The sequence below is a fragment of the Cupriavidus sp. LA-1 genome (assembly GCF_055385985.1).
This window is the reverse complement of record NZ_AP031387.1, coordinates 32,269-57,891: the sequence shown is the minus strand read 5'-3', so window position 1 is coordinate 57,891 and position 25,623 is coordinate 32,269. Positions and strand designations below refer to the sequence as shown.

General features: G+C 64.0%; 37 protein-coding genes. 3 read left to right on the top strand and 34 right to left on the bottom strand.

Annotation, left to right across the window (positions count from 1 at the left end; genetic code table 11):
- Positions 1–38: 38 nt before the first annotated feature.
- From ccsB to ACZ5MJ_RS00315, 3 genes are all read right to left on the bottom strand, one after another.
- A complete protein-coding gene (gene ccsB, locus ACZ5MJ_RS00325; RefSeq protein WP_464221549.1) occupies positions 39–1,241 on the bottom strand; it encodes a c-type cytochrome biogenesis protein CcsB in 1,203 nt (400 codons plus the stop codon).
- A 16-nt stretch (positions 1,242–1,257) separates the two neighbouring features.
- Positions 1,258–3,462: a cytochrome c biogenesis protein ResB gene (locus tag ACZ5MJ_RS00320; RefSeq protein WP_464221547.1), complete on the bottom strand. Its 2,205-nt coding sequence runs from the start codon at positions 3,460–3,462 to the stop codon at positions 1,258–1,260.
- Positions 3,463–3,655: 193 nt separating this feature from the next.
- On the bottom strand, positions 3,656–4,315 hold the full coding sequence (locus tag ACZ5MJ_RS00315) for a c-type cytochrome (RefSeq protein ID WP_464221546.1): 660 nt from the start codon (positions 4,313–4,315) through the stop codon (positions 3,656–3,658).
- 500 nt (positions 4,316–4,815) lie between these two features.
- On the opposite strand from ACZ5MJ_RS00315, the gene yihA reads away from it, so the two are divergent.
- The 3 genes from yihA to ACZ5MJ_RS00300 all read left to right on the top strand — a co-directional run bounded on the left by yihA (position 4,816) and on the right by ACZ5MJ_RS00300 (position 7,999).
- Positions 4,816–5,517, top strand: coding sequence for a ribosome biogenesis GTP-binding protein YihA/YsxC (gene yihA / locus ACZ5MJ_RS00310; RefSeq protein WP_464221544.1), 702 nt, complete (start codon positions 4,816–4,818; stop codon positions 5,515–5,517).
- Between the two features lie 253 nt (positions 5,518–5,770).
- Entirely contained in the window at positions 5,771–6,763 is a 993-nt protein-coding gene (gene hemB, locus ACZ5MJ_RS00305) for a porphobilinogen synthase (protein ID WP_464221542.1), read from the top strand.
- A 21-nt stretch (positions 6,764–6,784) separates the two neighbouring features.
- Entirely contained in the window at positions 6,785–7,999 is a 1,215-nt protein-coding gene (locus tag ACZ5MJ_RS00300) for a magnesium transporter CorA family protein (RefSeq protein WP_464221540.1), read from the top strand.
- A gap of 18 nt (positions 8,000–8,017) precedes the next feature.
- Here ACZ5MJ_RS00300 and dsbD read toward each other — a convergent pair whose 3' ends face one another.
- The 31 genes from dsbD to ACZ5MJ_RS00145 form a co-directional block, all read right to left on the bottom strand.
- Positions 8,018–9,925, bottom strand: coding sequence for a protein-disulfide reductase DsbD (gene dsbD, locus ACZ5MJ_RS00295; protein ID WP_464221538.1), 1,908 nt, complete (start codon positions 9,923–9,925; stop codon positions 8,018–8,020).
- A gap of 71 nt (positions 9,926–9,996) precedes the next feature.
- Positions 9,997–10,353 carry a divalent-cation tolerance protein CutA gene (cutA, locus tag ACZ5MJ_RS00290; protein WP_464221537.1) on the bottom strand — a complete coding sequence of 119 codons (357 nt, stop codon included), beginning with the start codon at positions 10,351–10,353 and terminating at the stop codon, positions 9,997–9,999.
- 123 nt (positions 10,354–10,476) lie between these two features.
- Positions 10,477–10,872: a 50S ribosomal protein L17 gene (gene rplQ, locus ACZ5MJ_RS00285; protein ID WP_010812373.1), complete on the bottom strand. Its 396-nt coding sequence runs from the start codon at positions 10,870–10,872 to the stop codon at positions 10,477–10,479.
- A gap of 135 nt (positions 10,873–11,007) precedes the next feature.
- On the bottom strand, positions 11,008–11,988 hold the full coding sequence (locus tag ACZ5MJ_RS00280; RefSeq protein ID WP_010812374.1) for a DNA-directed RNA polymerase subunit alpha: 981 nt from the start codon (positions 11,986–11,988) through the stop codon (positions 11,008–11,010).
- 166 nt (positions 11,989–12,154) lie between these two features.
- Complete coding sequence (gene rpsD / locus ACZ5MJ_RS00275) at positions 12,155–12,778, bottom strand: 30S ribosomal protein S4 (RefSeq protein ID WP_010812375.1); 624 nt, start codon at positions 12,776–12,778, stop codon at positions 12,155–12,157.
- Positions 12,779–13,091: 313 nt separating this feature from the next.
- On the bottom strand, positions 13,092–13,490 hold the full coding sequence (gene rpsK, locus ACZ5MJ_RS00270) for a 30S ribosomal protein S11 (protein ID WP_010812376.1): 399 nt from the start codon (positions 13,488–13,490) through the stop codon (positions 13,092–13,094).
- Between the two features lie 24 nt (positions 13,491–13,514).
- The gene (gene rpsM / locus ACZ5MJ_RS00265; RefSeq protein WP_010812377.1) at positions 13,515–13,880 is read right to left on the bottom strand and encodes a 30S ribosomal protein S13; all 366 of its coding nucleotides are present in this window, start codon (positions 13,878–13,880) and stop codon (positions 13,515–13,517) included.
- A gap of 19 nt (positions 13,881–13,899) precedes the next feature.
- Entirely contained in the window at positions 13,900–14,016 is a 117-nt protein-coding gene (gene rpmJ, locus ACZ5MJ_RS00260; RefSeq protein WP_008642959.1) for a 50S ribosomal protein L36, read from the bottom strand.
- A gap of 30 nt (positions 14,017–14,046) precedes the next feature.
- A complete protein-coding gene (gene infA / locus ACZ5MJ_RS00255) occupies positions 14,047–14,265 on the bottom strand; it encodes a translation initiation factor IF-1 (protein ID WP_010812378.1) in 219 nt (72 codons plus the stop codon).
- Positions 14,266–14,288: 23 nt separating this feature from the next.
- A complete protein-coding gene (gene secY / locus ACZ5MJ_RS00250) occupies positions 14,289–15,632 on the bottom strand; it encodes a preprotein translocase subunit SecY (protein ID WP_464221529.1) in 1,344 nt (447 codons plus the stop codon).
- A gap of 43 nt (positions 15,633–15,675) precedes the next feature.
- Positions 15,676–16,110 carry a 50S ribosomal protein L15 gene (gene rplO, locus ACZ5MJ_RS00245; RefSeq protein WP_078198151.1) on the bottom strand — a complete coding sequence of 145 codons (435 nt, stop codon included), beginning with the start codon at positions 16,108–16,110 and terminating at the stop codon, positions 15,676–15,678.
- Positions 16,111–16,132: 22 nt separating this feature from the next.
- Positions 16,133–16,315, bottom strand: a complete 183-nt coding sequence (gene rpmD, locus ACZ5MJ_RS00240) for a 50S ribosomal protein L30 (RefSeq protein WP_010812381.1) — start codon at positions 16,313–16,315, stop codon at positions 16,133–16,135.
- A 10-nt stretch (positions 16,316–16,325) separates the two neighbouring features.
- Complete coding sequence (gene rpsE / locus ACZ5MJ_RS00235) at positions 16,326–16,844, bottom strand: 30S ribosomal protein S5 (RefSeq protein WP_006160449.1); 519 nt, start codon at positions 16,842–16,844, stop codon at positions 16,326–16,328.
- A gap of 21 nt (positions 16,845–16,865) precedes the next feature.
- Positions 16,866–17,222, bottom strand: coding sequence for a 50S ribosomal protein L18 (gene rplR, locus ACZ5MJ_RS00230; RefSeq protein WP_464223620.1), 357 nt, complete (start codon positions 17,220–17,222; stop codon positions 16,866–16,868).
- Between the two features lie 11 nt (positions 17,223–17,233).
- On the bottom strand, positions 17,234–17,767 hold the full coding sequence (gene rplF / locus ACZ5MJ_RS00225) for a 50S ribosomal protein L6 (RefSeq protein WP_133093429.1): 534 nt from the start codon (positions 17,765–17,767) through the stop codon (positions 17,234–17,236).
- A 9-nt stretch (positions 17,768–17,776) separates the two neighbouring features.
- Positions 17,777–18,172, bottom strand: a complete 396-nt coding sequence (gene rpsH, locus ACZ5MJ_RS00220) for a 30S ribosomal protein S8 (RefSeq protein WP_010812384.1) — start codon at positions 18,170–18,172, stop codon at positions 17,777–17,779.
- A gap of 27 nt (positions 18,173–18,199) precedes the next feature.
- Complete coding sequence (rpsN, locus tag ACZ5MJ_RS00215; protein ID WP_432258521.1) at positions 18,200–18,505, bottom strand: 30S ribosomal protein S14; 306 nt, start codon at positions 18,503–18,505, stop codon at positions 18,200–18,202.
- A 9-nt stretch (positions 18,506–18,514) separates the two neighbouring features.
- Positions 18,515–19,057: a 50S ribosomal protein L5 gene (rplE, locus tag ACZ5MJ_RS00210; protein WP_010812386.1), complete on the bottom strand. Its 543-nt coding sequence runs from the start codon at positions 19,055–19,057 to the stop codon at positions 18,515–18,517.
- A gap of 25 nt (positions 19,058–19,082) precedes the next feature.
- Positions 19,083–19,391: a 50S ribosomal protein L24 gene (rplX, locus tag ACZ5MJ_RS00205; protein WP_010812387.1), complete on the bottom strand. Its 309-nt coding sequence runs from the start codon at positions 19,389–19,391 to the stop codon at positions 19,083–19,085.
- A 9-nt stretch (positions 19,392–19,400) separates the two neighbouring features.
- A complete protein-coding gene (gene rplN / locus ACZ5MJ_RS00200) occupies positions 19,401–19,769 on the bottom strand; it encodes a 50S ribosomal protein L14 (protein ID WP_010812388.1) in 369 nt (122 codons plus the stop codon).
- A 279-nt stretch (positions 19,770–20,048) separates the two neighbouring features.
- Positions 20,049–20,327 (bottom strand): 30S ribosomal protein S17, encoded by a 279-nt coding sequence (gene rpsQ, locus ACZ5MJ_RS00195; RefSeq protein WP_010812389.1) that lies wholly within the window; start codon positions 20,325–20,327, stop codon positions 20,049–20,051.
- Entirely contained in the window at positions 20,324–20,518 is a 195-nt protein-coding gene (gene rpmC, locus ACZ5MJ_RS00190) for a 50S ribosomal protein L29 (RefSeq protein WP_010812390.1), read from the bottom strand. Before rpmC ends, rpsQ begins: the two co-directional genes overlap by 4 nt.
- An 11-nt stretch (positions 20,519–20,529) precedes the next feature.
- Entirely contained in the window at positions 20,530–20,946 is a 417-nt protein-coding gene (gene rplP / locus ACZ5MJ_RS00185; RefSeq protein WP_010812391.1) for a 50S ribosomal protein L16, read from the bottom strand.
- A 2-nt stretch (positions 20,947–20,948) separates the two neighbouring features.
- Entirely contained in the window at positions 20,949–21,749 is an 801-nt protein-coding gene (gene rpsC / locus ACZ5MJ_RS00180) for a 30S ribosomal protein S3 (protein WP_022536860.1), read from the bottom strand.
- Between the two features lie 9 nt (positions 21,750–21,758).
- Entirely contained in the window at positions 21,759–22,088 is a 330-nt protein-coding gene (gene rplV / locus ACZ5MJ_RS00175) for a 50S ribosomal protein L22 (RefSeq protein WP_010812393.1), read from the bottom strand.
- 9 nt (positions 22,089–22,097) lie between these two features.
- Positions 22,098–22,373 (bottom strand): 30S ribosomal protein S19, encoded by a 276-nt coding sequence (rpsS, locus tag ACZ5MJ_RS00170; RefSeq protein ID WP_078198154.1) that lies wholly within the window; start codon positions 22,371–22,373, stop codon positions 22,098–22,100.
- A gap of 22 nt (positions 22,374–22,395) precedes the next feature.
- Positions 22,396–23,226, bottom strand: coding sequence for a 50S ribosomal protein L2 (gene rplB / locus ACZ5MJ_RS00165; RefSeq protein WP_464221523.1), 831 nt, complete (start codon positions 23,224–23,226; stop codon positions 22,396–22,398).
- A 2-nt stretch (positions 23,227–23,228) separates the two neighbouring features.
- Complete coding sequence (gene rplW / locus ACZ5MJ_RS00160; protein WP_006576245.1) at positions 23,229–23,543, bottom strand: 50S ribosomal protein L23; 315 nt, start codon at positions 23,541–23,543, stop codon at positions 23,229–23,231.
- Positions 23,540–24,160, bottom strand: a complete 621-nt coding sequence (gene rplD, locus ACZ5MJ_RS00155; protein ID WP_092299449.1) for a 50S ribosomal protein L4 — start codon at positions 24,158–24,160, stop codon at positions 23,540–23,542. The genes rplW and rplD overlap by 4 nt, the downstream gene beginning before the upstream one ends.
- A gap of 12 nt (positions 24,161–24,172) precedes the next feature.
- Entirely contained in the window at positions 24,173–24,823 is a 651-nt protein-coding gene (gene rplC, locus ACZ5MJ_RS00150; RefSeq protein ID WP_078198156.1) for a 50S ribosomal protein L3, read from the bottom strand.
- Between the two features lie 298 nt (positions 24,824–25,121).
- On the bottom strand, positions 25,122–25,622 hold the full coding sequence (locus tag ACZ5MJ_RS00145) for a flavin reductase family protein (RefSeq protein WP_464221519.1): 501 nt from the start codon (positions 25,620–25,622) through the stop codon (positions 25,122–25,124).
- Position 25,623 lies beyond the last annotated feature (1 nt).

Below are 25,623 nucleotides of genomic sequence, written 5' to 3'. Positions count from 1 at the left end.
GCCCGAAGGCAGGTTTTTGCACCGCAACATGGGAACGGTCACAGTTCGCCGTAGCTATGCAGGCCCGACAGGAACATGTTGACGCCCAGGAACGCGAAGGTCGTCACCAGCAGGCCGACCAGCGCCCACCAGGCCGCCACGGTGCCGCGCAGGCCCTTCATCAGGCGCATATGCAGCCAGGCCGCGTAGTTCAGCCAGACGATCAGCGCCCAGGTTTCCTTCGGGTCCCAGCTCCAGTAGCCGCCCCAGGCCTCGGCGGCCCACAGCGCGCCCAGGATGGTGGCGATGGTGAAAAAGGCAAAGCCGACCGCGATCGCCTTGTACATCACGTCGTCGAGCAGCTCAAGCGAAGGCAGGCGCTCGGCCAGGATGCCGTGCTGCTTGAGCAGGTAGGCCACCGACACCATCGCCGCCAGCGAGAAGGTACCGTAGCCGATAAAGTTGGCCGGCACATGGATCTTCATCCACCAGCTTTGCAGCGCCGGCACCAGCGGCTGGATCTCCTGCGCATTGCGGCTGACCGTGTACCACAGCAGGAAGCCGACCGCGGCCGACACTACCAGCATCACGAACGGGCCCAGCGTGCGCGTGGCGTAGCGGCCTTCGTAGTACAGGTAGAACAGCGAAGTGATCAGCGTGAACAGCACGAACACTTCATACAGGTTCGAGATGGGGATATGGCCGATGTCGGTCCCGATCAGGTAGGACTCGTACCAGCGCACCAGCAGGCCGGTGAAGCCCAGCACCACCGCGGCCCAGCACATTTTGCTGCCGATGCTGTAGCCAGTGCCCGAGCGCGTTGCCAGCCCGACCCAGTAGAACAGCGTGGACAGATACACCAGCGCGCTCATCCACAGGATGGCCGACTGGCTCGACAGGAAATACTTGAGGAAAAAGGCCTGGTCCGCGCGCGCCAGCTGCCCGTGGTAGAGCTGGATCGCGAACAGCGACAGCACCGCCAGCGCCGGCATCAGGAGGCGCACCGCCTTCCAGTGCCAGCCGAGCAGCGCAAAGGTGGGCACGGCGGCGATCAGCACGGCCTTGTCGTAGCCGTTCATCCACTGCCCGTACCGCGACAGCGCCACGCCCGCGCCGACGGCCAGCGCCAGTGCGAACAGCCAGTCCACCCAGGTCAGGCGGCGCAGGAAGGAGGGTTCGAGATAGGCCTCGTCAGCGCCACCGGTATCGGCGCGCGCGGCGCCGCGCATGGCGGGGTTGGCCTGGTTCACATTTGAGGACATAGCGTACCTGCTCAATTCAGTGTGTGGTGCCGGAGGGACCGGAGGAGCCGGCGGATTCGGGCACTTCGGCGCGGCCCCCTGCGGCGCGGCCGATATCGTCGCGCAACGCCGTGAATTCCTTTTCGAAATCCATGGTGCGACGCTGGGTCGACATCGCCATCAGCACATGGCTGCCTGGCCCGGTGTCGCCCACGGCGAGCTTGTCCTTCACCCAGATCCAGACCCGGCGCTCGCGAATATAGAACATCGAGAACACGCCCAGCACCAGCAGCAGACAGCCAAGATACACGATGTTCTTGCCCGGCGCACGGGTCAGCTGGAACACGCTGGCCTTGATTTCCTTGAAGTCGTCGAGCTGCAGGAACACCGGTGCGCCGTAGAAGAAACTATCCGACAGCGCGTTGATGGCCTGCTGCAGGAAGGTGCCGCTCTGCGCACTGTTGGCCACCACCGGCAGCTTGTCCTGCGCGCGCGCCAGTTGCCACAGCTCCCACATCGAGCCGTTCAGGATCTTCAGCAGCACGTCGGCGGCCTTCTGCTGTTCGGCCGGGGGCACGGACTTTTCCAGGAAGGCCGCGATCGCGGTGAAGCCGCCCGGCGGCGAATCCGGCCTGGGCCGGGTGGCGCCGGCAAAGAGGTCGAGCGCGCGCAGCGAACTCTCCGCCAGCTGGCGGCGCAGCTCGGCCTTGTCATCGCCGGGCATCGATGCCAGCGCAAAGCGGCGCGCGGCCTCGCCGCGCAGCGCGCGGTCCTGCAGTGCGGCGCGCAGGCGCATCCAGTCGGCCACGCTGCCCTGGTCGTCGGCCGGAATGCGCAGGTAGCGGAACGGCTCGCTGGGCGACTCGCGCATGCCGGCCAGGAACACCGACTGGCCATCCATCTGCACCGGCACCATGTAGTTGTTGTACTCGCGCGCCTGGCCGGTGCGGTCGCGCAGCTTGTACTGCACCGACGGACCGACATTGCGCAGCGTCTTGGCGCGGTCGGTGCTGGCCGCGGCGCCCAGGTGCTTTTCCAGCGTCTCGTTGAAGGACTTGCGTGCCACGCCGCGCGCGTCGGGCTTGCCCGAGGCATCGGTGACGCTCTCGATATTCATCAGCCGGAAATCGCTGAACTCGACCGTCAGCTGTTCGCTGTCCGCGCCGGTGCCGGTGCCCGCCAGCGGCTTGTTCCCGCCCACCGCGCCGTCAATGGTGAAGGTGGCGTGGCCGCTGCCCTGCATCGGATAGCCGACGAACTTCAGGCGCGAGCCGCCATCCTCGAAGCTGGACTGGTAGATGGCGATGCCGTCGACGATCAGCGGCTCGTTCACCTTGATGGTGGCCTCGGTCTGCTTGCCGGTGGCGCGATCGGTCACGATCACATCCGAGGCAAACAGCTTGGGCATGCCGGTCTCGTAGAAATCGACCTTGAACTTCTTGAGCGTGAGCGCGAACGGCAGGTCCTGCACCAGCGCGCCGTCGGAGATATTCAGGATGGCCGTGGAAACGGTGGAGCCCTCGGGCACGTAGGCGTTGCCGCGGAAGCCCGGGTTGCTCGTCGACAGCCGGTGCTCGGGCGGGATTTCGCTGATGACCGCGTTGCCGCTGAGCGGGGTCTTGCCGCCCAGCCACATCTGCGCGCGGATCAGCATGTCGCCGTCGAGCAGGCCGCCGATGCAGATCACCACGATGGCGGTGTGCGCCAGGATATAGCCGGCCTTGTTGGCGGCGCCGGCCTTGGCGGCCAGTAGCGTGGCGCCGTCATGCTCGACTGCCTTGAGCCGGTAGCCGCGGTTGCGCAGCAGCGCCGACAGGCGGCTCACCGCCTCGGTGCGCGGGCGCGCGCCGTCGAACTCCCCGCGATGATGGAAGGCGCGCAGGCTGCGCTCGCGCACATGGTCCTTCCACGAGCGCATGTCCGCCACCATCTTCGGCGCGTTGCGCACCAGGCACAGGCTGGTCGACACCACCAGGAAGGCCAGGATCAGCAGGAACCACCAGGAACCATAGACCTTCTGCAGCGACAGCGTGTGGAACACGTCGGCCCAGAACGGCCCGAACTGGTTGACGTAGTTGGGATACGGCTCGTTCTGCTTGAGCACGGTGCCGATCACGCTGGCGATGGCGATCACCGTCAGCAGCGTGATCGCGAAGCGCATCGAGGACAACAATTCGACCGCGTCGCGCAGCATGCGGTGAGAGGTCTTCAGGTGCAGCCCCGAAGTGGAAGCGGTCGACATGTGCAGTGAAACCTAAAACAACGTGCAGCTTAGAAATGAATAAAGGGTGGACATGCTTTGGCAAGCAGGCCACCCTTTTCGATTGTGACAAGCGCGTTCGGTTGCATGCCGCGGCACGTCCGCCGGGGCGGAGGCCACCTAACCGATGCGCCGGCGCCTGACGGCGCCAGCGGTGTCGCGGAATCCCGGATCGTCAGCGAACCCCGGCGACGTAATCCGCCACCGCCTTGATCTCGGCATCCGACATCTTGGCGGCGATGGTCGTCATGACCGGGTTGTTCTTGCGGGTGCCCTGGCGGAATGCCACCAGTTGTGCCTCGGTATAGTCCGCCCATTGTCCGCCAATACGCGGGTACTGGGCCGGAATGCCGGCGCCGGTGGGACCGTGGCAGGCGGCACAGGCCGGTACGCCCTTGGCCGCAATGCCGCCGCGGTAGATCTTCTGGCCGGCTTCGATGGTGTCCTTGTTCTTGGCGGTGGCCGGCTTGAGCGACTGCTTGGCCAGGTAGGCGCCGACGTTGCGCATTTCCTCGTCGGTCAGCACCGAGGCCATCGGCATCATGATGGCGTTGTTGCGTGCCTTGGACTTGAAGTCGGCCAGCTGCTTGTGGATGTATTCAGGATGCTGTGCGGCCAGCTTCGGGTTGGCGGCGGCGGCACTGTTGCCGGCGGCGCCATGGCAGCTCAGGCAGGCGGGCACATTGCGATCGGGGGCACCTTGCGTGAACAGCGTTTCACCCTTGGCCGGATCAGCCTTTGCGGCGGCCTGCTCTGCGGCAGATGCCAGTCCGGAAAGGGCGGCGGCAGGAACAGCCAGAGCCAGGACACCCAGAATCTTCGCAATGCGGTTCATTCGCACACCTTCTCTGAATTGTTTTGGATACCGTGATGCGTGCCGGCCCGGCGCTTTGCCGGCGGTGAGGACGCGCCGGTGCAAAAGGCTGGTATCGTGGCGACCCGCGTGCGGCTGACCGATCCGCATAATGCTGGCCGTGGCGGCAGACCCCGCCAGCCCGCTCCCGCCGCCGCAGCACCCTCAGGTGCAACGCGCAATGCGGGGCAAGGCCTTGCCCACGATGGAACGACACACTAGGCTTCCCGCCCGGACGACGGCAGCCGGGGCACGCGGCCGTGGATGCCACGCGTCACCCGTTCAGGAGACCGTAAACCGTCGTATTGTACAATAAGTTATGTGCCGGATTGATGCCTTGCGCCTTGTCATGCCCCCACCGGGCTGCGCCAGATCAACCCCGGCGGGCGGCCCAGGCCGCCAGCCATCCCACCCTGGCGAGACCCCGGCCCCGGCACGCGCACTGCGCGCTGCCTCCGCGGCCCGCCCCACCGCTCTTGCGCATGTCCCTTCTTCACCAGGCCCGCTTCTTCATCACCGTGAACCACCTGCGCGACCTGCCCGCCACGGCCGTGCCTGAGGTGGCGTTCGCCGGGCGCTCCAACGCCGGCAAGTCCACGGCCATCAACATCCTGTGCAACCAGAAGCGGCTGGCGTTCTCGTCGCGCACTCCCGGGCGCACACAGCACATCAACTATTTCTCGGTGGCGCCGGTCAAGGCACCCGACCCGCTCGCCTTCCTGGTCGACCTGCCCGGCTACGGCTATGCCGAGGTCTCGGGCTCGGCCAAGTACCACTGGCAGGGCCTGCTGAGCGACTATGTGCAGACGCGCCAGCAGCTGTCGGGCCTGATCCTGATGATGGATGCGCGCCGGCCGTTCACGGATCTCGATTGCCAGATGGTGGAGTGGTTCCTGCCGACGGGCCGGCCCATCCACGTGCTGCTGACCAAGGCCGACAAGCTGACCAACAGCGACAACGCCAAGGCGCTGCGCGAGACGCGCAAGATGTTGCAGGGCTACGCCGAGCAGATGGAAACGCCGGTACCGATGACGGCACAGCTGTTCTCCAGCCTGAAGCGCCGCGGCATCGAAGAGGCGCAGGGCGTGATCGCCGGCTGGCTGAACCTGCCGGAAGCGCAGAAGGCCGAACAGAAGGCCGCCCCTGAGAAAGCGGAGCCGCCCGCTGCCGATCCGGCTGAGTAGGCCCCGGCCCAGCGCACAAAAAAAAGCCCCGCTGCAAGCAACGGGGACAAACTTTCCCGCCGCTGGGGCGGGTACCCGCTCAGGGAGGAGTAGCGGGGGACACCGCGCCACGCAGGGCGCAACGCAAAGTGTCCGCGAGTATGATAGCGGGCACGCTCAAAAGTTTAGTTTTTCTTCGGCCAGACGCACGACGCTGCGCGCGCCGTGCTTGCCGGTCTGCTTTCTGCCCAGTTCTTCAGTCAAAAAGCCCGCCATGTCCACCTTCCCCGAATACCGCCCGCGCCGCATGCGCCGCGATGATTTCTCCCGCCGCATGATGCGCGAGCATCGCCTGTCCCCGGACAACCTGATCTATCCCGTCTTCATCCTCGACGGCCAGAACCAGCGCCAGGCGGTGGCGTCGATGCCGGGCGTCGAGCGCGTGTCGGTCGACCTGCTGATGCCGGTGGCCGAAGATTGCGTCAAGCTGGGCATCCCCGTGCTCGCGCTGTTCCCGGTGATCGACCCGTCGCTGAAGACCCCGGACGGCATCGAGGCCACCAATCCCGAAGGCCTGGTGCCGCGCGCCGTGCGCGCGCTCAAGGACCGCTTCCCAGAGCTTGGCGTGCTGTGCGACGTGGCGCTCGATCCGTACACCAGCCACGGCCAGGACGGCGTGCTCGACGACAATGGCTACGTCATCAACGATGTGACGGTGGAAATCCTGGTGCGCCAGGCGCTGGCACAGGCCGAAGCCGGTGTCGACATCGTCGCCCCGTCCGACATGATGGATGGCCGCATCGGCGCGGTGCGCACCGCGCTGGAAGACAACGGCCATATCCATACCCGCATCATGGCGTACTCGGCCAAGTATGCGTCGGCGTTCTACGGCCCCTTCCGCGACGCGGTGGGCTCGGCCGCGAACCTGGGCAAGGGCAACAAGATGACCTACCAGATGGACCCGGCCAATACCGACGAGGCCCTGCGCGAAGTGGCGCAGGACATCCTGGAGGGTGCCGACATGGTGATGGTCAAGCCCGGCATGCCGTACCTGGACATCCTGCGCCGCGTCAAGGACGAGTTCCGCTTCCCGACCTACGTCTACCAGGTCAGCGGCGAGTACGCGATGCTAAAGGCCGCCGCGCAGAACGGCTGGCTGGACCACGACAAGGTGATGATGGAATCGCTGCTGGCATTCCGCCGCGCCGGCGCCGACGGCATCCTGACGTATTTCGCACGCGACGCCGCGCGGCTGCTGAAGGCCTGAGCGGCTAACGGACAAGGGCCTATGGAACTGCTCGGCTTCTCGGCCAGCCAGGTGCACCCGCTTGCCTCGCTCACCGAGGCGGGCAGCTTCCTCAGCGGCAATGCCGCATCGCTGTTCGTCTGGGCGGACTTCTCCACAGAGGAAGTCACCGCCGCGCCGGATGCCTGGCGCGAGAGCGTGCGCCAGCTTGCCGGCGCGCCGGTCCTGGACCTGCACCTGACCGACGCCACCAACGCCGCGCATCCGTCGTATTTCGATACGACCAATGCGTACGACATGGTGATTTTCCGCAAGCTGACCTTCGAGACCAGCCGCGCCATCGCCGAGGCCGAGCCGCAGGAGGCCACGGCAGGCACGGTGAAAGCGCCTGCTGCCGACACCGCCGCCCGCCCCAGGCGCCATCCGCCCGGCTTCCTGCCCGCGCTGGCAAAGATCGACACGCAGCCGGTCACGTTCTTCGTCTTCGATACCGTGCTGGTCACGGTGCGCTCCGGGCCGTCGCGCACGGTCGACCAGGTACGCCAGCGCCTGCTGGAGCTGTGCCAGGGGCCACGCCCGCAGGCCGCCCCCGCGCGCGGCAACGGCCAGGCGCTGCTGCACGGCGTGCGCCCGCCAAGCCGGCCCGAGGACCTGATGCTGCGCCTGCTCAATGCGATGGTCGACCGCTACCTGGAACTGCGCGCGCCGTTGACGCGCCAGCTCGACCGCTGGCAGCGCGCGCTGCTCAATTCGCGCCGCAGCTTCTCAAGCTGGGAAGGCCTGCTCGATGCGCGCATCCAGCTGCGCAAGCTGGAACACCTGAGCGAGGAACAACGCGACGCCCTGCAGGAATTCCGCGACAGCCTGCTCGACAACCGCTACAGCAGCGACCAGCCCGGCGACGCGGCCGATGCACCGGGGCGCGACGAGCTGCTGCTGGTGCGCATCAACGACGTGATGGAGCATATCCAGCGCGTGCTCGCGCATGCGCGCCGGCTGGAGGATTCGATCGAATCCGCAGTGCAGATCCACTTCTCGGCGGTGGCGCACCGGACCAACCGCACCATGCGCGCGCTGACGCTGATCACGGCGCTGTTCATGCCGCTGACGCTGATCACCGGGGTGTTCGGCATGAACTTCGACCGCATGCCCTGGCTGCGCGAGCCACAGGGGTTCTGGTGGTCGATCGGCCTGATGGGGGCCGTGGTGGTGGTATTGGCCGCGCTATGGGGGCTGGCGCGGCAGCTGGAGCGCTAGCGCAGGGCTGGGTACGCCTCAGGTACGCGTGCGCGCGCCGAAGGCGCGCTCCAGGCTTTCCAGGAAGCGGTTGGCCGACTGGTAGCCGATCACCCGCACCGGGCGCTCGCGCCCGTCGGCACCGAACAGGATGATGCCGGGCGGCCCGAACAGGCCGAAGCGCTTGAGCAGCGCCTTGTCGTCGGCATTGTTGGCGGTCACGTCCGCCTGCAGCAGCACGATGTCCGACAGCCGCGCGCGCACGCGCGGATCAACGAAGGTCATGTGCTCCATTTCCTTGCAACTGACGCACCAGTCGGCATAGAAATCCAGCAGTACGGGCTTGCCCGCGGCCGCGGCCTGCGCCACGCGGGCGTCGAGCTCGGCCACGCTGCGCACGCGCTCGAAGCGCACCGCCTGCGCGCCGGCCGCGGCTTGCGCGCCACCGCGCGCCACGCTCAGGTGCGACAGCGGCTGCAGCGGATCGCGCCCGCCCGAGGCCACGCCGATCAGCACGATCGCCGCGGCAATCGCAAACAGCACGCCCACGCCCTTGCCGACACGCGCCAGGTTGCGCGGATCCGGGCCCAGCCCGTCGAAGGCGCCCAGGAACACCGCCGCCACCAGCAGCAGCGCCGCAAGCGCCAGCATCGTGGCCCAGGCCGGCAGCACCGGCGCCAGCATCCACAGCGCCACGCCCAGCAGCAGGAAGCCGAAGAAGCGCTTGGTGACCTCCATCCAGCGCCCCGCGCGCGGCAGCAGGTTGCCCGCGCCCACGCCCACCAGCACCAGCGGCACGCCCATGCCGAGCGCCATCGCGAACAGCGCCGCGCCGCCGATCACGGCATCGCGGGACTGCGCGATATAGGCCAGCGCGCCGGCCAGCGGCGCGGTGACGCACGGTCCGACGATCAGCGCCGAGATCGCGCCCATCGCCGCCGCGCCTGCCACCTGGCCGCCCTGGCGGCGGTTGGACGATTCGGTCAGGCGGGTCTGCCAGCGCTGCGGCAGCTGCAGCTCGTACAGCCCGAACATCGACAGCGACAGCGCCACCATCAGCGCTGCAAACGCGCCCAGCACCCACGGCGTCTGCAGCGCGGCCGACAGGCCCTCACCCAGCAGCCCCGCGGCCACGCCGACCCCGGTGTACACCACCGCCATGCCCAGCACATAGGCCAGCGACACCACCAGCGCGCGGCCGCGGGTGACGTGCTCGCCCACCACGATCGACGACAGGATCGGCACCATCGGCAGCACGCAGGGGGTAAAGGTCAGCAGCAGGCCCAGGCCGAAGAACAGCGCGGCAATCAGCCCCAGGTTGCGGCTGGCCAGCGCGCCGGCGATGCGGTCGCTGTCGTCGGCGCGCAGTACCGCCGCAGCGCCGGGGGAGGCGGGCTCCGGAGCCGGCGACGCCGCGGGCGCATCCGGGTGAGCGCGCTTGCCGAACAGGTCGGCCAGGCCGCTGCCGCCGACCTTGTACACGCTCTCCATCGGCGGATAGCACAGGCCCTTGTCGGCGCAGCCCTGCGAAGTGACCGTCAGCGACCACTTGCCGTCGGCCGGCGCCGCCTCCACCGGCACGCGGATGACCACGCTGTCGCGGTAGGTCTCCATCTCCTTGCTGAAGGTCTCGTCGAACTTGACCTTGCCGTGCGGGTACACCGGTGTGCCCAGCTTCACGTCGGCGGGCTGTGCGGAAAAGTGGAAGCGCTCGCGGTACATGTAGTAACCGGGGGCAACCTCGAAGCGCACCTCGATGGTCTTGTCGTCGAGCTGGCTGGCGGCAAAGCGGTAGGCCTGCTCCGGCGGCAGGAAGTCGTCCTCGGTGGCGGCGCGCGCGCCGCCCGCCAGGCACAGCCAGGCCAGCGCCGCCAGCAGCACTGCGGCAATATGCCGCGCCCAAACCTGCCCGCGCGCGCGCTCCGGAAGTGCCAAACCGATGTTCATGAAACTGGTTCCTGTCTGTCTTGAATTGTGGGGGCCGCCGTACCTGCTGCTGCGCCGGGGACGCCGCAGCCCTATTCTGCCGGCCCTGCGGGGCTCGCGGTCTCGCTGCGGACCCACGCCAGGTAAGGCGGGTAACCCGCCGTCACGGGCCAGGCAATGAGCTCCGGTACGTCGTAGGGGTGATGTTGCCGGATCACGGCCTCCAGCGCAGCGTAGCGTGCGCGTGTGGTCTTGATCAGCAGCGGCCACTCCTGTGCCTGCTCGAGATTGCCCTGCCACCAGTATTCGGATTCGACCGGCGCCAAACGGTTCACGCAGGCGGCGGCACGCGCCTGCAGCACGGCCTGGGACAGGCGCGCCGCGGTCTGCGCATCGGGCGTATTGGTGATGACGACGATCACCTCGTCCGGGTCTGTATGGCGTTGCATCGACACTCTCCTTGCGCCAGGCAGCGGCCGTGGCCGCAAAAACAAAAGAGCCAGGCAAATGCCTGGCTCGATTGTAAGCGGTGTGCCCGGACCCGTCGCCGCGGCGGCGGGCGGGAAACTACCTTATTCCGCGGCTTCTTCGGCCGGGGCTTCGGTGATTTCCGGACGATCCACCAGTTCGACCAGCGCCATCGGCGCATTGTCGCCCTGACGGAAACCGAACTTCAGGATGCGGGTGTAGCCGCCCGGACGGGTGGCGTAGCGCGGGCCCAGTTCGGTGAACAGCTTGGTGACCATGTCGCGGTCGCGCAGGCGGGCGAAAGCCAGGCGGCGGTTGGCAACGGTGTCCTTCTTGGCCAGCGTGATCAGCGGCTCGACAACCTTGCGCAGTTCCTTGGCCTTGGGCACGGTGGTCTTGATCAGTTCGTGCTGGAACAGCGAGTTGGACATGTTGCGCAGCATCGCGAGACGGTGCGACGAGGTGCGGTTCAGTTTCCGCAGACCATGACGGTGACGCATGATGATTCCTTTCAGTTAAGTGTTTGACCAGCTCTTCTATCGTCCGATGCGGCTGGACGCGGGCCGGTAGTCATACATGCCCCGGCCGGGGCCGGGGCGGTTACCGCGGCGCGGGACGGATGTCCCGCGCCACCATTACTTCTCCAGACCTGCGGGCGGCCAGTTCTCGAGCTTCATGCCGAGGGTCAGGCCACGCGAGGCGAGGACTTCCTTGATCTCGTTGAGCGACTTGCGACCCAGGTTCGGGGTCTTGAGCAGTTCGTTCTCGGTACGCTGGATCAGGTCGCCGATGTAGTAGATGTTTTCGGCCTTCAGGCAGTTGGCCGAACGCACCGTCAGCTCCAGGTCGTCGACCGGGCGCAGCAGGATCGGATCGATCTGCGGCGTGCGGCTCGATGCCGCTTCCGCTGCCGACTCGGTGCCTTCCAGGGCGGCGAACACGGACAGCTGGTCGACCAGGATGCGGGCCGACTGGCGGATCGCTTCCTCGGGCGAGATCACGCCGTCGGTTTCGATGTTCATCACCAGCTTGTCCAGGTCGGTACGCTGTTCCACGCGAGCGGACTCAACCGCGTACGACACGCGGCGCACCGGCGAGAACGAAGCGTCCAGCACGATGCGGCCGATGACCTTGCCCGACTCGTCGCCGAACTTGCGCACGTTGCCCGGCACGTAGCCGCGGCCTTGCTCGACCTTGATCTGCATGTCCAGCTTGCCGCCGGCAGACAGGTGGGCGATGACGTGGTTCGGGTTGATGATCTCGACGTCGTGCGGCAGCTCGATATCGGCAGCCGTGACCACGCCTTCGCCATCCTTGCGCAGCGACACCGTGACTTCGTCGCGGTTGTGCAGCTTGAACACGACGCCCTTCAGGTTGAGCAGCAGGTTGACGACGTCTTCCTGCACGCCGTCGATGGTGGAATACTCGTGGACCACCCCAGCGATCGTGACTTCGGTCGGCGCATAACCGACCATCGACGACAGCAGCACGCGACGCAGGGCGTTACCGAGCGTATGGCCGTAGCCGCGCTCGAACGGCTCCATCACGACTTTGGCGTGATGGTCGCCCAGAGGCTCGACGGCGATGATTTTTGGCTTGAGGAGTGCTGTTTGCATTAGGTTGTCCTTTTCAATACCCTCGGCTCGTTACACCGATAAGGCTGACGTTTGGAACCTGAAAATCCCATCGCGAGATGGGCGAAGCCCGACCGCGCGTACAGCGCGTCGGGCTGAAAGAGAAGCTTTGCGGCGAACGCAAGCTCTGGCCGTTCCGTTCGCGTGATTAACGCGAGTACAGTTCGACGATCAGGCTTTCGTTGATGTCACCCGAGATATCGGCGCGATCCGGCACTTGCTTGAAGGTGCCTTCGAATTTCTTCGAATCCACGGCCACCCAGGTCGGGAAGCCCGACTGCTCGGCCAGCGACAGCGCTTCGGCGATACGGACTTGCTTCTTCGACTGCTCGCGGATGGTGACGACGTCGCCAGACTTGATCTGGGCCGACGGCACGTTCAGGGTCTGGCCGTTCACCAGGATCGCCTTGTGCGACACCAGCTGGCGCGCTTCAGCGCGGGTCGAGCCAAAGCCCATGCGGTACACGACGTTGTCCAGGCGCGATTCCAGCAGTTGCAGCAGGTTTTCGCCGGTGTTGCCCTTGCGGCGGTCGGCTTCGGCGAAGTAGCGGCGGAACTGGCGCTCGAGCACGCCGTAGATGCGCTTGACCTTCTGCTTTTCACGCAGCTGGTTGCCGTAGTCGGAGGTGCGGGCACCCGAGGTACGGCCGTGCTGGCCGGGCTTGCTGTCCAGCTTGCACTTGTCGGCCAGCGAGCGGCGTGCGCTCTTCAGGAACAGGTCGGTGCCTTCACGGCGGGAAAGTTTGGCCTTCGGGCCGGTATAACGTGCCACGTTGTCTTCCTTTGATCGATCGCGGCGCCTTCAGGACGCGCCGCGAGTCCGTCAACGCAGTACTTCCGCGGTGCGATGTCGCACCCGGGAGACCGTGACGGACGGTGGGCTTATTAAGCGTGCCCCCTTGCCACGTATGGCCGGGTACGACGCTGCAAGCATTTACCAGTGCGCCGGCATGGGAATATGCCTTAAGAGACATTCCCTCGACGCAAAACGAAAACCTGCCGCATTAAAATGCAGCAGGTCAACGCGCGATACTACCATATCCGAAACCGGCAGGTAAACCTACCGGGTCCGGACACACCAACGCTCAGATGCGGCGGCGCTTCGGCGGACGGCAGCCGTTGTGCGGAATCGGCGTGACGTCTTCGATGATCGCGATCTTGATGCCCAGCGCGTTCAGTGCGCGGACAGCCGATTCACGACCCGGGCCGGGGCCCTTGATGCGCACTTCCAGGTTCTTGATACCCTGGTCTTGCGCCACGCGGCCGGCGTTCTCGGCAGCAACCTGGGCAGCGAACGGGGTCGACTTGCGCGAACCCTTGAAGCCCTGGCCACCGGCGGTCGCCCACGACAGGGCGTTGCCCTGACGGTCGGTGATCGTGATGATGGTGTTGTTGAACGAGGCGTGGACGTGCGCAATGCCGTCGGCAACGTTCTTCTTGACCTTTTTACGCGCGCGAGCGGCGTTATTCGGACCTTTTGCCATTAGTTTCTTCCTCTGCCTTCGGCTTTACTTCTTCAGAGCCACGCCGGCCTTGCGCGGACCCTTGCGGGTACGGGCATTGGTGCGCGTACGCTGGCCGCGCATCGGCAGGCCCTTGCGGTGACGCATGCCACGATAGCAACCAAGGTCCATCAGACGCTTGATGTTCATCGTGGTTTCACGACGCAGGTCACCCTCGACCGTGACCTTGCCCACTTCGTCACGAAGCTTTTCCAGGTCGGCGTCGGTCAGATCCTTGACCTTCTTGTCAAACGGTACACCGGTGGCCTCGCAAATCTTGCGAGCGCGCGAGCGGCCAACACCGTAAATGGCGGTCAGGCCGATTTCGGTGTGCTTGTGGTTCGGGATGTTAACCCCTGCGATACGTGCCATTCGTCAATCCTCTTTCCGATTAGCCTTGGCGTTGCTTGTGGCGGGGATCCGACGAGCAGATCACGCGCACGACACCGTTGCGCTTGATGATTTTGCAGTTGCGGCAAATGCGCTTAACAGAAGCCAGCACTTTCATAATTTTCCTCTTCCTTCAATTCCTGTTCGCTCACTTCGTCCGGAAGACGATTCGTGCGCGCGACAGATCATATGGGGTCAGCTCGACCGTCACCTTGTCACCCGGAAGAATCCGGATGTAGTTCATTCGCATCTTGCCGGAGATATGGCCCAGTACTACATGGCCATTTTCCAGCTTGACCCGGAACGTCGCATTGGGCAGGTTTTCCAGGACCTCCCCCTGCATCTGGATGACGTCGTCTTTTGCCATACCTAGCCTGTACCGATCCGAAGTCAGCGCAAGGTCAGATTGCCCTTGAAATTCGCCTTCTTCAGCAGCGACTCATATTGCTGCGACATCACGTAAGACTGAACCTGAGCCATGAAGTCCATCGTGACGACCACGATGATCAGCAGCGAGGTTCCGCCAAAGTAGAACGGAACGTTCCACCGCAGCACCAGGAATTCCGGCAACAGGCAGACCAGTGTGATGTAGATCGCACCAGCCAGCGTCAGGCGCACCAGAATCTTGTCGATATAGCGCGTCGTCTGCTCGCCCGGACGAATGCCCGGAATGAAGGCACCGCTTTTCTTCAGGTTGTCTGCCACTTCACGGCTGTTGTACACCAGGGCCGTATAGAAGAAGCAGAAAAATACAATCGCAGCAGCGTACAGCAGGATGTAGACCGGCTGGCCCGGCGACAGCGTGGCCGCCAGGTCCTTGACGAACCTGCCAACCGCACCCGTCGACTGGGACGTGAACCAGCCCGCGATCGTCGCCGGGAACAGGATGATCGACGATGCGAAGATCGGCGGAATCACCCCTGCCATGTTCAGCTTCAGCGGCAGGTGCGACGACTGACCGCCGTACACCTTGTTGCCGACCTGACGCTTGGCATAGTTCACCAGGATCTTGCGCTGGCCCCGCTCGACAAACACCACGGCGAAGGTCACACCGGCCACGATCGCCACGATGAAGATCGCCGCGATGATGCTCATGGAACCCGTGCGGACCAGTTCGAACAGTCCGCCGATCGCGTTGGGCAGGCCCGCCGCGATACCGCCGAAGATGATGATCGAGATGCCGTTGCCCAGACCACGCTCGGTGATCTGCTCACCCAGCCACATCAGGAACATCGTGCCTGTCACCAGCGTAATCACCGCCGTGGCCCGGAACATCAGGCCCGGATCCAGCACCAGCCCAGGCTGCGACTCCAGCGCCACCGCAATCGACAGCGCCTGGAACGTGGCCAGGACCACGGTGCCGTAGCGCGTGTACTGCGTGATCTTGCGTTGCCCTGCCTGCCCTTCCTTCTTCAGCGACTCCAGCTGCGGCAGCACGATCGTCAGCAATTGCATGATGATCGACGCCGAGATGTACGGCATGATGCCGAGCGCGAAGACGGTAAAGCGCGACAGCGCCCCGCCCGAGAACAGGTTGAACATCCCGAGGATGCCACCCGACTGCTTCTGGAAAAGCTTCGCAAGCTGCTCCGGATCGATACCGGGCACCGGAATATGAGCGCCGATGCGGTACACGATCAGGGCCAGCACCAGGAACATCAGCCGGCGCTTGAGGTCGCCGTACTTCGCCGTGTTCCTGGCTTGCGCGCTTGCATTGGGTTTCGCCGTGGCCAAACGATGCTCCGACTATGACTGCCTATGCTGCGATAAATGCCTGTCAGGCTGCGATCTGGCCGCCGGCGGCTTCGATCGCGGCCTTGGCGCCAGCGGTGGCGCCCAGACCCTTGATCGTCACCTTGCGGGTCAGCTCGCCGGCCTTGATGACCTTGGCGCTCTTGACCAGGTCGCCGACCAGGCCAGCCTGCTTCAGGACCAGCAGGTCGACTTCGGCCGCTTCCAGACGCTCGATGTCACGCAGCGTGACTTCGGCGTTGAACGCCTTGGTCAGCGAGGTGAAGCCGCGCTTGGGCAGGCGACGATACAGCGGCATCTGGCCGCCTTCGAAGCCCACCTTGTGGAAGCCGCCCGAACGCGACTTCTGACCCTTGTGACCGCGACCGGCAGTCTTGCCCAGGCCGGAGCCGATACCGCGGCCGACGCGACGCTTGGCGTGCTTCGAACCGGCGGCCGGTTTCAGGTTGTTCAGTTGCATCTTGCTCTCCGAGTTCCCGGTATCAGGCCAGAACCTTGACCAGGTACGAGACCTTGTTGATCATGCCGCGCACGGCGGGCGTGTCCTGCAGCTCCGACACCGAGTTGATGCGGCGCAGGCCCAGGCCACGAACGGTGGCGCGATGATCCTCGCGCGTGCCGATCAGGCTGCGCACGAGTTGCACTTTTACGGTTTTCTGCGACATTGCGTTCACCTTAACCCAGGATGTCTTCGACCGACTTGCCACGCTTGGCGGCGATTTCGCCCGGCGTGCTCATCTTCTGAAGGCCGTCCAGCGTGGCGCGAACCATGTTGTACGGGTTGGTGGAGCCGTGCGACTTGGTCACCACGTTGGTGACGCCCATCACTTCGAAAATCGCGCGCATCGGGCCGCCGGCGATGACGCCGGTACCTTCCTTGGCGGGCATCATCAGCACCTTGGCGGCGCCGTGCTTGCCAACGACTTCGTGTTGCAGCGTGCCGTTCTTCAGCGAGACCTTGACCATCTTGCGACGGGCTTCGTCCATTGCCTTCTGAACGGCGACGGGCACTTCCTTGGCCTTGCCCTTGCCCATGCCGATGCGGCCATCGCCGTCACCAACCACGGTCAGCGCAGCGAAACCGAGAATCCGGCCGCCCTTCACCACCTTGGTGACGCGGTTGACCGAGATCATCTTCTCGCGGAGGCCGTCGTCGCGTTCGTCCTGCTGGACTTTTGCTTGCATCTTTGCCATGACGTATCTCTCTTTGTGCGCTTAGAACTTGAGGCCGGCTTCGCGGGCAGCGTCAGCCAGTGCCTTCACGCGACCGTGGAAGCGGAAGCCGGCGCGATCGAACGCGACGGTTTCCACGCCGGCAGCCTTCGCCTTTTCGGCGATGCGCTTGCCGACCGCGGTCGCGGCAGCGGTGGTAGCACCATTGCCGGTCAGTCCCTTGCGGACGTCTGCCTCTGCGGTCGAAGCCGAAGCCAGCACCTTGGTGCCGCACTCCGAGAAGACCTGGGCGTAAATATGCGAATTCGTACGGAACACGGTCAGACGATTGACTTTCATCTCCGCGATCTTGGCGCGGGTCTGACGTGCACGGCGCAAACGAGCGTCTTTCTTGTTCATCATTGCACCCCTTACTTCTTCTTGGTTTCCTTCAGGATGACGCGCTCGTCCGAGTAACGCACACCCTTGCCCTTGTAGGGCTCAGGCGGGCGGTACGCGCGGACTTCCGCGGCAACCTGACCGACTTTCTGCTTGTCCGCACCCTTGATGATGATCTCGGTCTGCGTCGGCGTTTCCGCCTTCACGCCTTCCGGCATCTCATGGATCACGTCGTGCGAGAAACCAAGCTGGAGCTTCAGCGCAGCGCCTTGCAGCTGGGCACGATAGCCCACGCCGACGAGGTTCAGCTTGCGCTCGAAACCGGTGGTCACGCCCTTGACCATGTTGGCCGCCAGAGCACGCATGGTGCCCTGCAGAGCGTTTGCTTCACGCGATTCGTCGGCCGGGCTGAAGGTCAGCGTGTCGTTTTCGACATTGACCTTGACCAGGCTGTGAATCGGCTGCGACAGCGTGCCGAGCGGGCCCTTTACGGAGAGCACGCCAGCCGCCACGTTCACTTCCGCGCCTTTGGGCAGCGCGATGGGAGCCTTACCTACACGGGACATGGTTACTCCTTAAGCGACGTAGCAAAGAACTTCGCCGCCCACGCCGGTGGCGCGTGCCTTGCGGTCGGTCATCAGACCCTGCGGGGTCGAGATGATCGCCACACCCAGGCCGTTCATCACTTGGGGGATGTCGCTGCGGCCCTTGTACACGCGCAGGCCGGGCTTCGAGACGCGCTCAATGCGCTCGATGACCGGGCGGCCGGCGTAGTACTTGAGACCGATGCTCAGTTGTGCCTTGCCGCCATCTTCCTGGACGGCGTAGTCGTCGATATAGCCTTCGTCCTTCAGGACCTTGGCGATTGCCACTTTCAGCTTCGACGACGGCATGACAACCGACGCTTTCTGCACGCCCTGGGCGTTGCGGATGCGCGTCAGCATATCGGCGATAGGATCGCTCATGCTCATACTGTTTCTCCTGTAGCCTGTGCGTAATTACCAGCTGGCTTTCGTCAGACCCGGGATTTCGCCCTTGAAGGCGATTTCGCGGATCTTGTTACGCGCCAGGCCAAACTTGCGGAAGGTACCGCGGGGACGACCAGTGATCGCGCAGCGGTTACGCTGGCGAGTCGGGCTCGCGTTGCGCGGGAGCTGTTGCAGCTCGAGACGCGCGCTGTAACGCTCTTCTTCCGACTTTTCTTGGTCGTCAATAATGGCCTTGAGGTTGGCGCGCTTGGCGGCATACTTCGCCACCAGCTTGGCGCGCTTCTTCTCACGTTCAATCAGAGCCAGTTTAGCCACGGTTACCCCTTAATTGCGGAACGGGAACTTGAACGCACCGAGGAGGGCCTTGGCTTCCTCGTCGTTCTTTGCCGTCGTCGTGATGCTGATGTTCAGACCACGCAGTGCGTCGATCTTGTCGTACTCGATTTCGGGGAAAATGATCTGCTCTTTCACACCGATGTTGTAGTTGCCACGACCGTCGAACGAACGGCCCGACACACCACGGAAGTCACGCACGCGCGGCAGGGCCACGGTCACGAAACGATCGAGGAATTCGAACATGCGCTCGCCACGCAGGGTCACCATCGCACCGATGGGGTAGCCCTGGCGGATCTTGAAGCCGGCGATGGCCTTCTTGGCCTTCGTCACGACCGGCTTCTGACCGGCGATCTTGGTCAGGTCGCCCACTGCGTTCTCAATGATCTTCTTGTCATTGATCGCTTCGCCAAGGCCCATGTTCAGGGTGATCTTGGTGATGCGCGGCACTTCCATGACCGACTTGTAGCCGAACTGTTCGATCAGCTTCGGCACAACCTGTTCTTTGTAAAACTCTTGCAGACGTGCTGCCATGCTCAACTCCTATACGTGCCCAGAATCAAGCTGCCACGACGGCGCCGGTGGTCTTCAGCACGCGCACGCGCTTGCCGTCTTCCACCTTGATGCCGACGCGCGACGGCTTGCCATTGGCATCCACGAGCGCAACGTTGGAAATATGCAGCGGCATGACCTTGTCGACCACACCACCGGTAGTGCCCAGCATCGGGTTCGGGCGGGCATGCTTCTTGGCGATGTTCACGCCTTGCACCGCAACCTTGTCGCCGAGGACGGCCTGCACGGTACCGCGCTTGCCCTTGTCCTTGCCGGTCAGCACAATGACTTCGTCGCCTTTGCGAATCTTGTTCATGGCGGCTCCTTACAGCACTTCCGGAGCGAGCGACACGATCTTCATGAAGCGCTCGGTACGGAGTTCACGAGTCACCGGCCCGAAGATACGGGTGCCGATCGGCTCGAGCTTGTTGTTCAGCAGGACGGCGGCGTTGCCGTCGAACTTGATCAGCGAACCGTCAGCGCGGCGCACGCCCTTGGCGGTACGCACGACGACGGCGTTGTAGATGTCGCCCTTCTTCACGCGACCGCGCGGCGCTGCGTCCTTGACGGTCACCTTGATGATGTCGCCAACGCTTGCGTAGCGGCGCTTGGAGCCACCCAGCACCTTGATGCACAGCACTTCGCGCGCACCAGTGTTATCGGCCACTTCGAGCCGGCTTTCTGTCTGAATCATGGTGTTTGTCTTCCCAACTTAATCCGTCAGGTGCAAAAAGCGCCCGTCGGTCAGTCTTGGTCCCGTCGGCTCCGGCATTGCGCCAGCACCGTATGGGTTGATCAACTTTGAAGTCGGTAGGAACCAGGCGATCTCAACAACTTGCTGAGGCCGCTCGGCCCTGGCTCGCTTCACAGGCCCGCCCAGGTGATACTGCAAAGGCGAACGCAACAAAGCGGAAGTCCAGGATTATAGCTACATAATCCTGGACTTGCAAGTCAGGCTAAGAACGTGTTGTTCTTAGATGACGCGCGCAGCCTCTACCAGCCGGGAAACCACCCAGGACTTGGTCCGCGACAGCGGACGGCCTTCCTGGATCTCGACCTTGTCGCCTTCCTTGTACTGGTTGGCTTCGTCGTGTGCGTGGTACTTCTTGGAACGCAGCACGTACTTGCCGTACAGAGGATGCTTGACGCGGTTTTCCACCAAGACCGTAACGGTCTTGTCCATCTTGTCGCTCACGACACGGCCGACCAGGGTGCGGCGAAGCGACTTTTCCGTTTGTGCAGCTTCAGTCATTTCGCGTTTGCCTTTTGAGTCAGCACGGTTTGCACACGCGCGATGTCCTTGCGAACCTTCTTCAGCTGGCTGGTGTTCTGCAGCTGTTGGGTCGCCTTTTGCATGCGCAGGCTAAATTGGGCCTTCAGCAGCTCGGAGAGCTCCTGGTTCAGCCCGGCGGCGTCCTTGCCGCGAAGTTCGGATGCTTTCATCCCTGCTCTCCTTACGTCCCGACCTGGCGCACCACGAAATTGGTGGCGATCGGCAGCTTGGCGGCCGCGAGGCGGAACGCCTCACGTGCCAGGTCTTCGCTCACGCCATCCATTTCGTACAGCATCTTGCCCGGCTGGATTTCAGCCACGTAGTACTCCGGATTGCCCTTGCCGTTACCCATACGGACTTCGGCGGGCTTCTTCGAGATCGGCTTGTCCGGGAAAATCCGGATCCAGATGCGGCCGCCACGCTTGATGTGGCGGGTCATCGCACGACGAGCCGACTCGATCTGACGAGCCGTCAGGCGGCCACGGCCCATGGCCTTCAGGCCGAATTCGCCGAAAGACACGGCGTTACCACGGGTAGCCTTACCCGTGTTGCGGCCCTTCTGCTCCTTGCGGTATTTTCTGCGCTTAGGTTGCAGCATCGTTATTCTCCACTCTTCGCATCGCCAGGCGCACCGCGGCGACCGGCACCTGCACCGGCGCCACCGCGACGGTTGCCACCCGGACGGCCTTCGCCTTCACGGCGGCGGCCTTCCGGACGACCCGGGCGACGACGACGGTCGTCCTGCGGCTCTTCCACCACCGGCGCTTCGTTGCGGCCGAGGTGATCACCCTTGTAGACCCACACCTTGACACCGATGATGCCGTAGGTGGTTTCTGCTTCGGAGAAGCCGTAGTCGATGTCGGCGCGCAGGGTGTGCAGGGGCACACGGCCTTCGCGGTACCACTCGGTACGTGCGATTTCGATACCGTTCAGACGGCCGGCGCTCATGATCTTGATACCCTGGGCGCCCAGGCGCATCGCGTTCTGCATGGCGCGCTTCATGGCGCGGCGGAACATGATGCGGCGTTCGAGCTGCTGGGTGATCGAATCGGCGATCAGCTGAGCATCGGTTTCCGGCTTGCGGATTTCCTCGATGTTCACGTGCACGGGCACGCCCATGCGACGCTGCAGTTCAGCCTTGAGCAGTTCGATGTCCTCACCCTTCTTGCCGATCACCACGCCCGGACGCGAGCTGTAAATGGTGATGCGTGCATTGCGGGCGGGGCGCTCGATCACGACGCGGCCAACCGATGCGTTCTTGAGCTTCTTCTTCAGGAAGTCGCGAACTTCGATGTCTTCCTTCAGCATGCCGGCGAACTTCGTGTTGCTGGCGTACCAGCGCGAAGCCCAGTTGCGGCTGACAGCCAGACGGAAGCCAGTCGGATGAATCTTCTGTCCCATCGTGACTCCTTAGTTGCCGAGCGTCACAGTGATGTGACAGGTTTGTTTCTCGATGCGGTTGCCGCGGCCCTTTGCCCGTGCCGTGAAGCGCTTGAGCGAGGTTGCCTTGTCGACGAAGATCGATTTGACCTTGAGTTCGTCGATGTCGGCGCCTTCGTTGTGCTCGGCGTTGGCGATGGCCGATTCGACCACCTTCTTCACGATCCCGGCAGCCTTTTTCGGGCTGAACGTCAGGACGTTGAGCGCGCGCTCGATCGGCAGACCACGGATCTGGTCAGCGACCAGGCGCGTCTTCTGGGCGGAGATGCGGGCACCGCGATGAATCGCTTTCACTTCCATGATGGCACCTTACCTCTTCGCTTTCTTGTCAGCCGCGTGGCCCTTGAACGTGCGGGTCATCGCAAATTCGCCGAGCTTGTGGCCAACCATGTTTTCCGTAACGTACACCGGCACGTGTTGACGGCCGTTGTGGACGGCGATCGTCAGGCCAATGAACTCCGGCAGAATGGTCGAACGGCGCGACCAAGTCTTGATGGGCTTCTTGTCCTTGCCGCTCGTTGCGACTTCCACCTTCTTCAGCAGGTGGGCGTCGCAGAACGGACCCTTTTTAGCGGAACGAGTCATATCTTTAGCTCCTACCTACCGATTAACGCTTGTGGCGCTTCTGGACGATCATGCTGTCCGTGCGCTTGTTGCTGCGGGTACGGTAACCCTTGGCCGGGGTACCCCACGGCGAAACCGGATCGCGACCAGCAGCGGTCTTGCCTTCACCACCACCGTGCGGGTGGTCGACCGGGTTCATCACGACACCACGGACCGTCGGGCGGATACCGCGCCAGCGAGTCGCACCGGCCTTGCCGATGACGCGCAAGCTGTGCTCTTCGTTGCCCACTTCACCGATGGTGGCGCGGCACTCGATGTGCACGCGGCGCACTTCACCGGAGCGCAGGCGAACCTGGGCGTACAGGCCTTCACGCGCCAGCAGCACGGCGGAGCCGCCGGCGGCACGTGCGATCTGCGAACCCTTGCCCGGCAGCATTTCCACGTTGTTGATCGTGGTACCGACCGGAATGTTGCGGATCGGCAGGTTGTTACCGGCCTTGATCGGCGCTTCCGAGCCGTTCAGCAGCGGCTGGCCGGCAACCATGCCCTTGGTGGCGATGATGTAGCGGCGCTCGCCGTCGGCGAACAGCACCAGCGCGATGTTGGCGCTGCGGTTCGGATCGTATTCCAGGCGCTCGACCTTGGCGGGGATGCCGTCCTTGTCGTTGCGCTTGAAGTCGACCACGCGGTAGTGGTGCTTATGACCACCGCCCTTGTGGCGGGTGGTGATATGACCATTGTTGTTACGACCCGACTTCTGGAATTGCTTTTCCAGCAGCGGAGCGTGCGGGGCGCCCTTGTGAAGGTCCTTGTTGACCACCTTCACCATCGAGCGACGACCCGGGGAAGTCGGCTTGGTCTTGACGAGTGCCATGATTACTTGGCCTCCGCTTCAAAATTGATTTCCTGACCCGGCTTCAGCGAAACGTAGGCCTTCTTCACGTGGTTGCGACGCCCCATGAAACGGCCAAAACGCTTCTGCTTGCCCTTCTGGTTCAGGATCTGAACGGACTGCACCTCGACCTTGAACAGCAGTTCGACGGCGGCCTTCACTTCTGCCTTGTTGGCATCGCGGGCCACTTCGAACACGACTTGTTCATTCTTGTCGGCGACCAGGGTTGCCTTTTCGGAAACCACCGGCGCGAGCAGCACCTGCATCAAACGATGATCGTTCTTGGCTACTTGCGTCATTTCAGCAACTCCTCGATCTGCGCGACGGCCGCCTTGGTCACCAGCACCTTCTTGTAGTGCACGAGCGACAGCGGATCAGCCTGGCGCGGCTCCACGACTGCCACGTGCGGCAGGTTGCGCGAAGCCAGGTAGAGGTTTTCGTCGAGGCTGTCGGTGATGATCAGCACCGAGTCCAGGCCCATGGCCTTGAACTTGTCGGCCAAGAGCTTGGTCTTGGGCGCGTCGACAGTGAAACCGTCCACCACGTTGATACGGCCTTCACGTGCGAGCTGCGAGTAAATCGAGCGCATGCCGGCACGGAACATCTTCTTGTTGACCTTCTGGGTGAAGTTCTCTTCCGGCGAATTCGGGAAGATACGGCCGCCCCCGCGCCACAGCGGCGAGGAAGACATACCGGCACGGGCGCGACCCGTACCCTTCTGGCGCCACGGCTTCTTGGTCGTGTGCTTGACCTCTTCACGATCCTTCTGCTTGCGGTTACCGCTGCGCGCGTTGGCCTGGTAAGCGACGACGATCTGGTGAACGAGGGCTTCGTTGTAGTCACGGCCGAAGACTTCAGGCGAAGCGGCAACGCCTGCGCCGATCTGGCCATTGTCCTGGAGGAGCTTGAGTTCCATTACATGCGCTCCTTAAGCTTTGGCTTTGGCCTTGACGGCCGGGGTGACGATGACCTTGCCGCCCTTGGAGCCGGGGATGGCGCCCTTGACCAGCAGCAGCTTGCGCTCTGCGTCGATCTTGGCGATCTCCAGGTTCTGCACGGTGCGGGTGACATCGCCCAGGTGACCGGTCATGCGCTTGCCCGGGAACACGCGGCCCGGATCCTGCGCCATACCGATCGAGCCCGGCACGTTGTGCGAGCGCGAGTTACCGTGGCTGGCACGGCCGGAGGCGAAGTGATAGCGCTTGATGGTACCGGCGTAGCCCTTACCGATGCTCACGCCCTGCACGTCGATCTTCTGACCGACTTCGAACAGGTCGACCGACAGCGAACCGCCAGCTTGCAGTTCGGCAGCCTTGGCTGCATCGATACGGAATTCGCGGATGATTTCGCCGGCTTCCACGCCGGCTTTGGCGAGGTGACCCGCCAGCGGCTTGGTAACGCGGCTTGCGCGTCGCGCGCCGAAGGTGACTTGAACGGCGGTGTAACCGTCGGTCTCGTCCGTCTTGATTTGCGTCACGCGGTTGTCGCCGACCTCGACCACGGTAACGGGAATCGAATCACCGTCGTCCGTGAAAATACGGGTCATGCCAACCTTGCGACCTACAAGGCCAAGGCTCATGGTTTGCTCCATTCCCAGCTGCGATTGGCCGGGGCTGATTGATACACGAAAACTGTGTTTGCTGTGGACCTGCGCTAAAGAAGACTGCGCGCGGCCAAAATGGCCAGCCCACTACCCGAGGAAACGGGTAGCCTTACACTATATCGCAGCAGCTTGGGAAGGGCAATATGAATTGCGGATTTCCCTGCAATGTTGTAGGCAGGGAGGCCACGGCAGTGGCGCTTGCGTGACTTGGGGTGTGGTGCGGAGACGACGGGAGCGCATTGAAGCGGCGCATGACGCACTCAATGAAGCTTGCTCAGGCCGCGATGCGTACGAAATCGCCGCCATAGAATACCAGCGGCTCACCCTCCCCCGCCTCGAATGCCTCGACCGCGCCGACGATCAGCAGGTGATCGCCAACCGGATCGGCACGTTCCACGCGGCAGGCCAGCGTCGCCAGCGCTTCATCCAGGTAGGGCACGCCCCGCTCGCAACGCCAGTGGGCAACACCGGCGAACTTGTCCGGCGCCGGCGTGGCGAAGCGGCGGGCCAGTTCGCCATGCCCCGCGCGCAGGATGCTGACGCCGAAATGCGCGCCCGGCGCAAAGAGGCCCGCATTCGGCGAATGCAGCGCCAGGCTCCACAGGATCAGCGGCGGCGCCAGCGACAGCGAGGCGAACGAGTTCACTGTCAGGCCGACCGGGCGGCCCTGGTCCCCGCAGGTGCCGATGACCGCCACGCCGGTGGCATAGCGGCCGCAAACCCGGCGCAGCTCGCGCGGATCATGGAGGGAAGCGGCGGGCGTGGCGGTGTCCATG

Bases quoted from the DNA above. Each gene is read 5' to 3' on its own strand.
- ccsB (WP_464221549.1), bottom strand. From the start codon at position 1,241: ATGTCCTCAAATGTGAACCAGGCCAACCCCGCCATGCGCGGCGCCGCG.
- ACZ5MJ_RS00320 (WP_464221547.1), bottom strand. From the start codon at position 3,462: ATGTCGACCGCTTCCACTTCGGGGCTGCACCTGAAGACCTCTCACCGC.
- ACZ5MJ_RS00315 (WP_464221546.1), bottom strand. From the start codon at position 4,315: ATGAACCGCATTGCGAAGATTCTGGGTGTCCTGGCTCTGGCTGTTCCT.
- yihA (WP_464221544.1), top strand. From the start codon at position 4,816: ATGTCCCTTCTTCACCAGGCCCGCTTCTTCATCACCGTGAACCACCTG.
- hemB (WP_464221542.1), top strand. From the start codon at position 5,771: ATGTCCACCTTCCCCGAATACCGCCCGCGCCGCATGCGCCGCGATGAT.
- ACZ5MJ_RS00300 (WP_464221540.1), top strand. From the start codon at position 6,785: ATGGAACTGCTCGGCTTCTCGGCCAGCCAGGTGCACCCGCTTGCCTCG.
- dsbD (WP_464221538.1), bottom strand. From the start codon at position 9,925: ATGAACATCGGTTTGGCACTTCCGGAGCGCGCGCGCGGGCAGGTTTGG.
- cutA (WP_464221537.1), bottom strand. From the start codon at position 10,353: ATGCAACGCCATACAGACCCGGACGAGGTGATCGTCGTCATCACCAAT.
- rplQ (WP_010812373.1), bottom strand. From the start codon at position 10,872: ATGCGTCACCGTCATGGTCTGCGGAAACTGAACCGCACCTCGTCGCAC.
- ACZ5MJ_RS00280 (WP_010812374.1), bottom strand. From the start codon at position 11,988: ATGCAAACAGCACTCCTCAAGCCAAAAATCATCGCCGTCGAGCCTCTG.
- rpsK (WP_010812376.1), bottom strand. From the start codon at position 13,490: ATGGCAAAAGGTCCGAATAACGCCGCTCGCGCGCGTAAAAAGGTCAAG.
- rpsM (WP_010812377.1), bottom strand. From the start codon at position 13,880: ATGGCACGTATCGCAGGGGTTAACATCCCGAACCACAAGCACACCGAA.
- rpmJ (WP_008642959.1), bottom strand. From the start codon at position 14,016: ATGAAAGTGCTGGCTTCTGTTAAGCGCATTTGCCGCAACTGCAAAATC.
- infA (WP_010812378.1), bottom strand. From the start codon at position 14,265: ATGGCAAAAGACGACGTCATCCAGATGCAGGGGGAGGTCCTGGAAAAC.
- rplO (WP_078198151.1), bottom strand. From the start codon at position 16,110: ATGCAACTGAACAACCTGAAACCGGCCGCCGGTTCGAAGCACGCCAAG.
- rpmD (WP_010812381.1), bottom strand. From the start codon at position 16,315: ATGTCGCAGAAAACCGTAAAAGTGCAACTCGTGCGCAGCCTGATCGGC.
- rpsE (WP_006160449.1), bottom strand. From the start codon at position 16,844: ATGGCAAAGATGCAAGCAAAAGTCCAGCAGGACGAACGCGACGACGGC.
- rplR (WP_464223620.1), bottom strand. From the start codon at position 17,222: ATGAACAAGAAAGACGCTCGTTTGCGCCGTGCACGTCAGACCCGCGCC.
- rplF (WP_133093429.1), bottom strand. From the start codon at position 17,767: ATGTCCCGTGTAGGTAAGGCTCCCATCGCGCTGCCCAAAGGCGCGGAA.
- rpsH (WP_010812384.1), bottom strand. From the start codon at position 18,172: ATGAGCATGAGCGATCCTATCGCCGATATGCTGACGCGCATCCGCAAC.
- rplE (WP_010812386.1), bottom strand. From the start codon at position 19,057: ATGGCAGCACGTCTGCAAGAGTTTTACAAAGAACAGGTTGTGCCGAAG.
- rplX (WP_010812387.1), bottom strand. From the start codon at position 19,391: ATGAACAAGATTCGCAAAGGCGACGAAGTCATTGTGCTGACCGGCAAG.
- rplN (WP_010812388.1), bottom strand. From the start codon at position 19,769: ATGATTCAGACAGAAAGCCGGCTCGAAGTGGCCGATAACACTGGTGCG.
- rpsQ (WP_010812389.1), bottom strand. From the start codon at position 20,327: ATGACTGAAGCTGCACAAACGGAAAAGTCGCTTCGCCGCACCCTGGTC.
- rpmC (WP_010812390.1), bottom strand. From the start codon at position 20,518: ATGAAAGCATCCGAACTTCGCGGCAAGGACGCCGCCGGGCTGAACCAG.
- rplP (WP_010812391.1), bottom strand. From the start codon at position 20,946: ATGCTGCAACCTAAGCGCAGAAAATACCGCAAGGAGCAGAAGGGCCGC.
- rpsC (WP_022536860.1), bottom strand. From the start codon at position 21,749: ATGGGACAGAAGATTCATCCGACTGGCTTCCGTCTGGCTGTCAGCCGC.
- rplV (WP_010812393.1), bottom strand. From the start codon at position 22,088: ATGGAAGTGAAAGCGATTCATCGCGGTGCCCGCATCTCCGCCCAGAAG.
- rpsS (WP_078198154.1), bottom strand. From the start codon at position 22,373: ATGACTCGTTCCGCTAAAAAGGGTCCGTTCTGCGACGCCCACCTGCTG.
- rplB (WP_464221523.1), bottom strand. From the start codon at position 23,226: ATGGCACTCGTCAAGACCAAGCCGACTTCCCCGGGTCGTCGCTCGATG.
- rplW (WP_006576245.1), bottom strand. From the start codon at position 23,543: ATGACGCAAGTAGCCAAGAACGATCATCGTTTGATGCAGGTGCTGCTC.
- rplD (WP_092299449.1), bottom strand. From the start codon at position 24,160: ATGGAACTCAAGCTCCTCCAGGACAATGGCCAGATCGGCGCAGGCGTT.
- rplC (WP_078198156.1), bottom strand. From the start codon at position 24,823: ATGAGCCTTGGCCTTGTAGGTCGCAAGGTTGGCATGACCCGTATTTTC.
- ACZ5MJ_RS00145 (WP_464221519.1), bottom strand. From the start codon at position 25,622: ATGGACACCGCCACGCCCGCCGCTTCCCTCCATGATCCGCGCGAGCTG.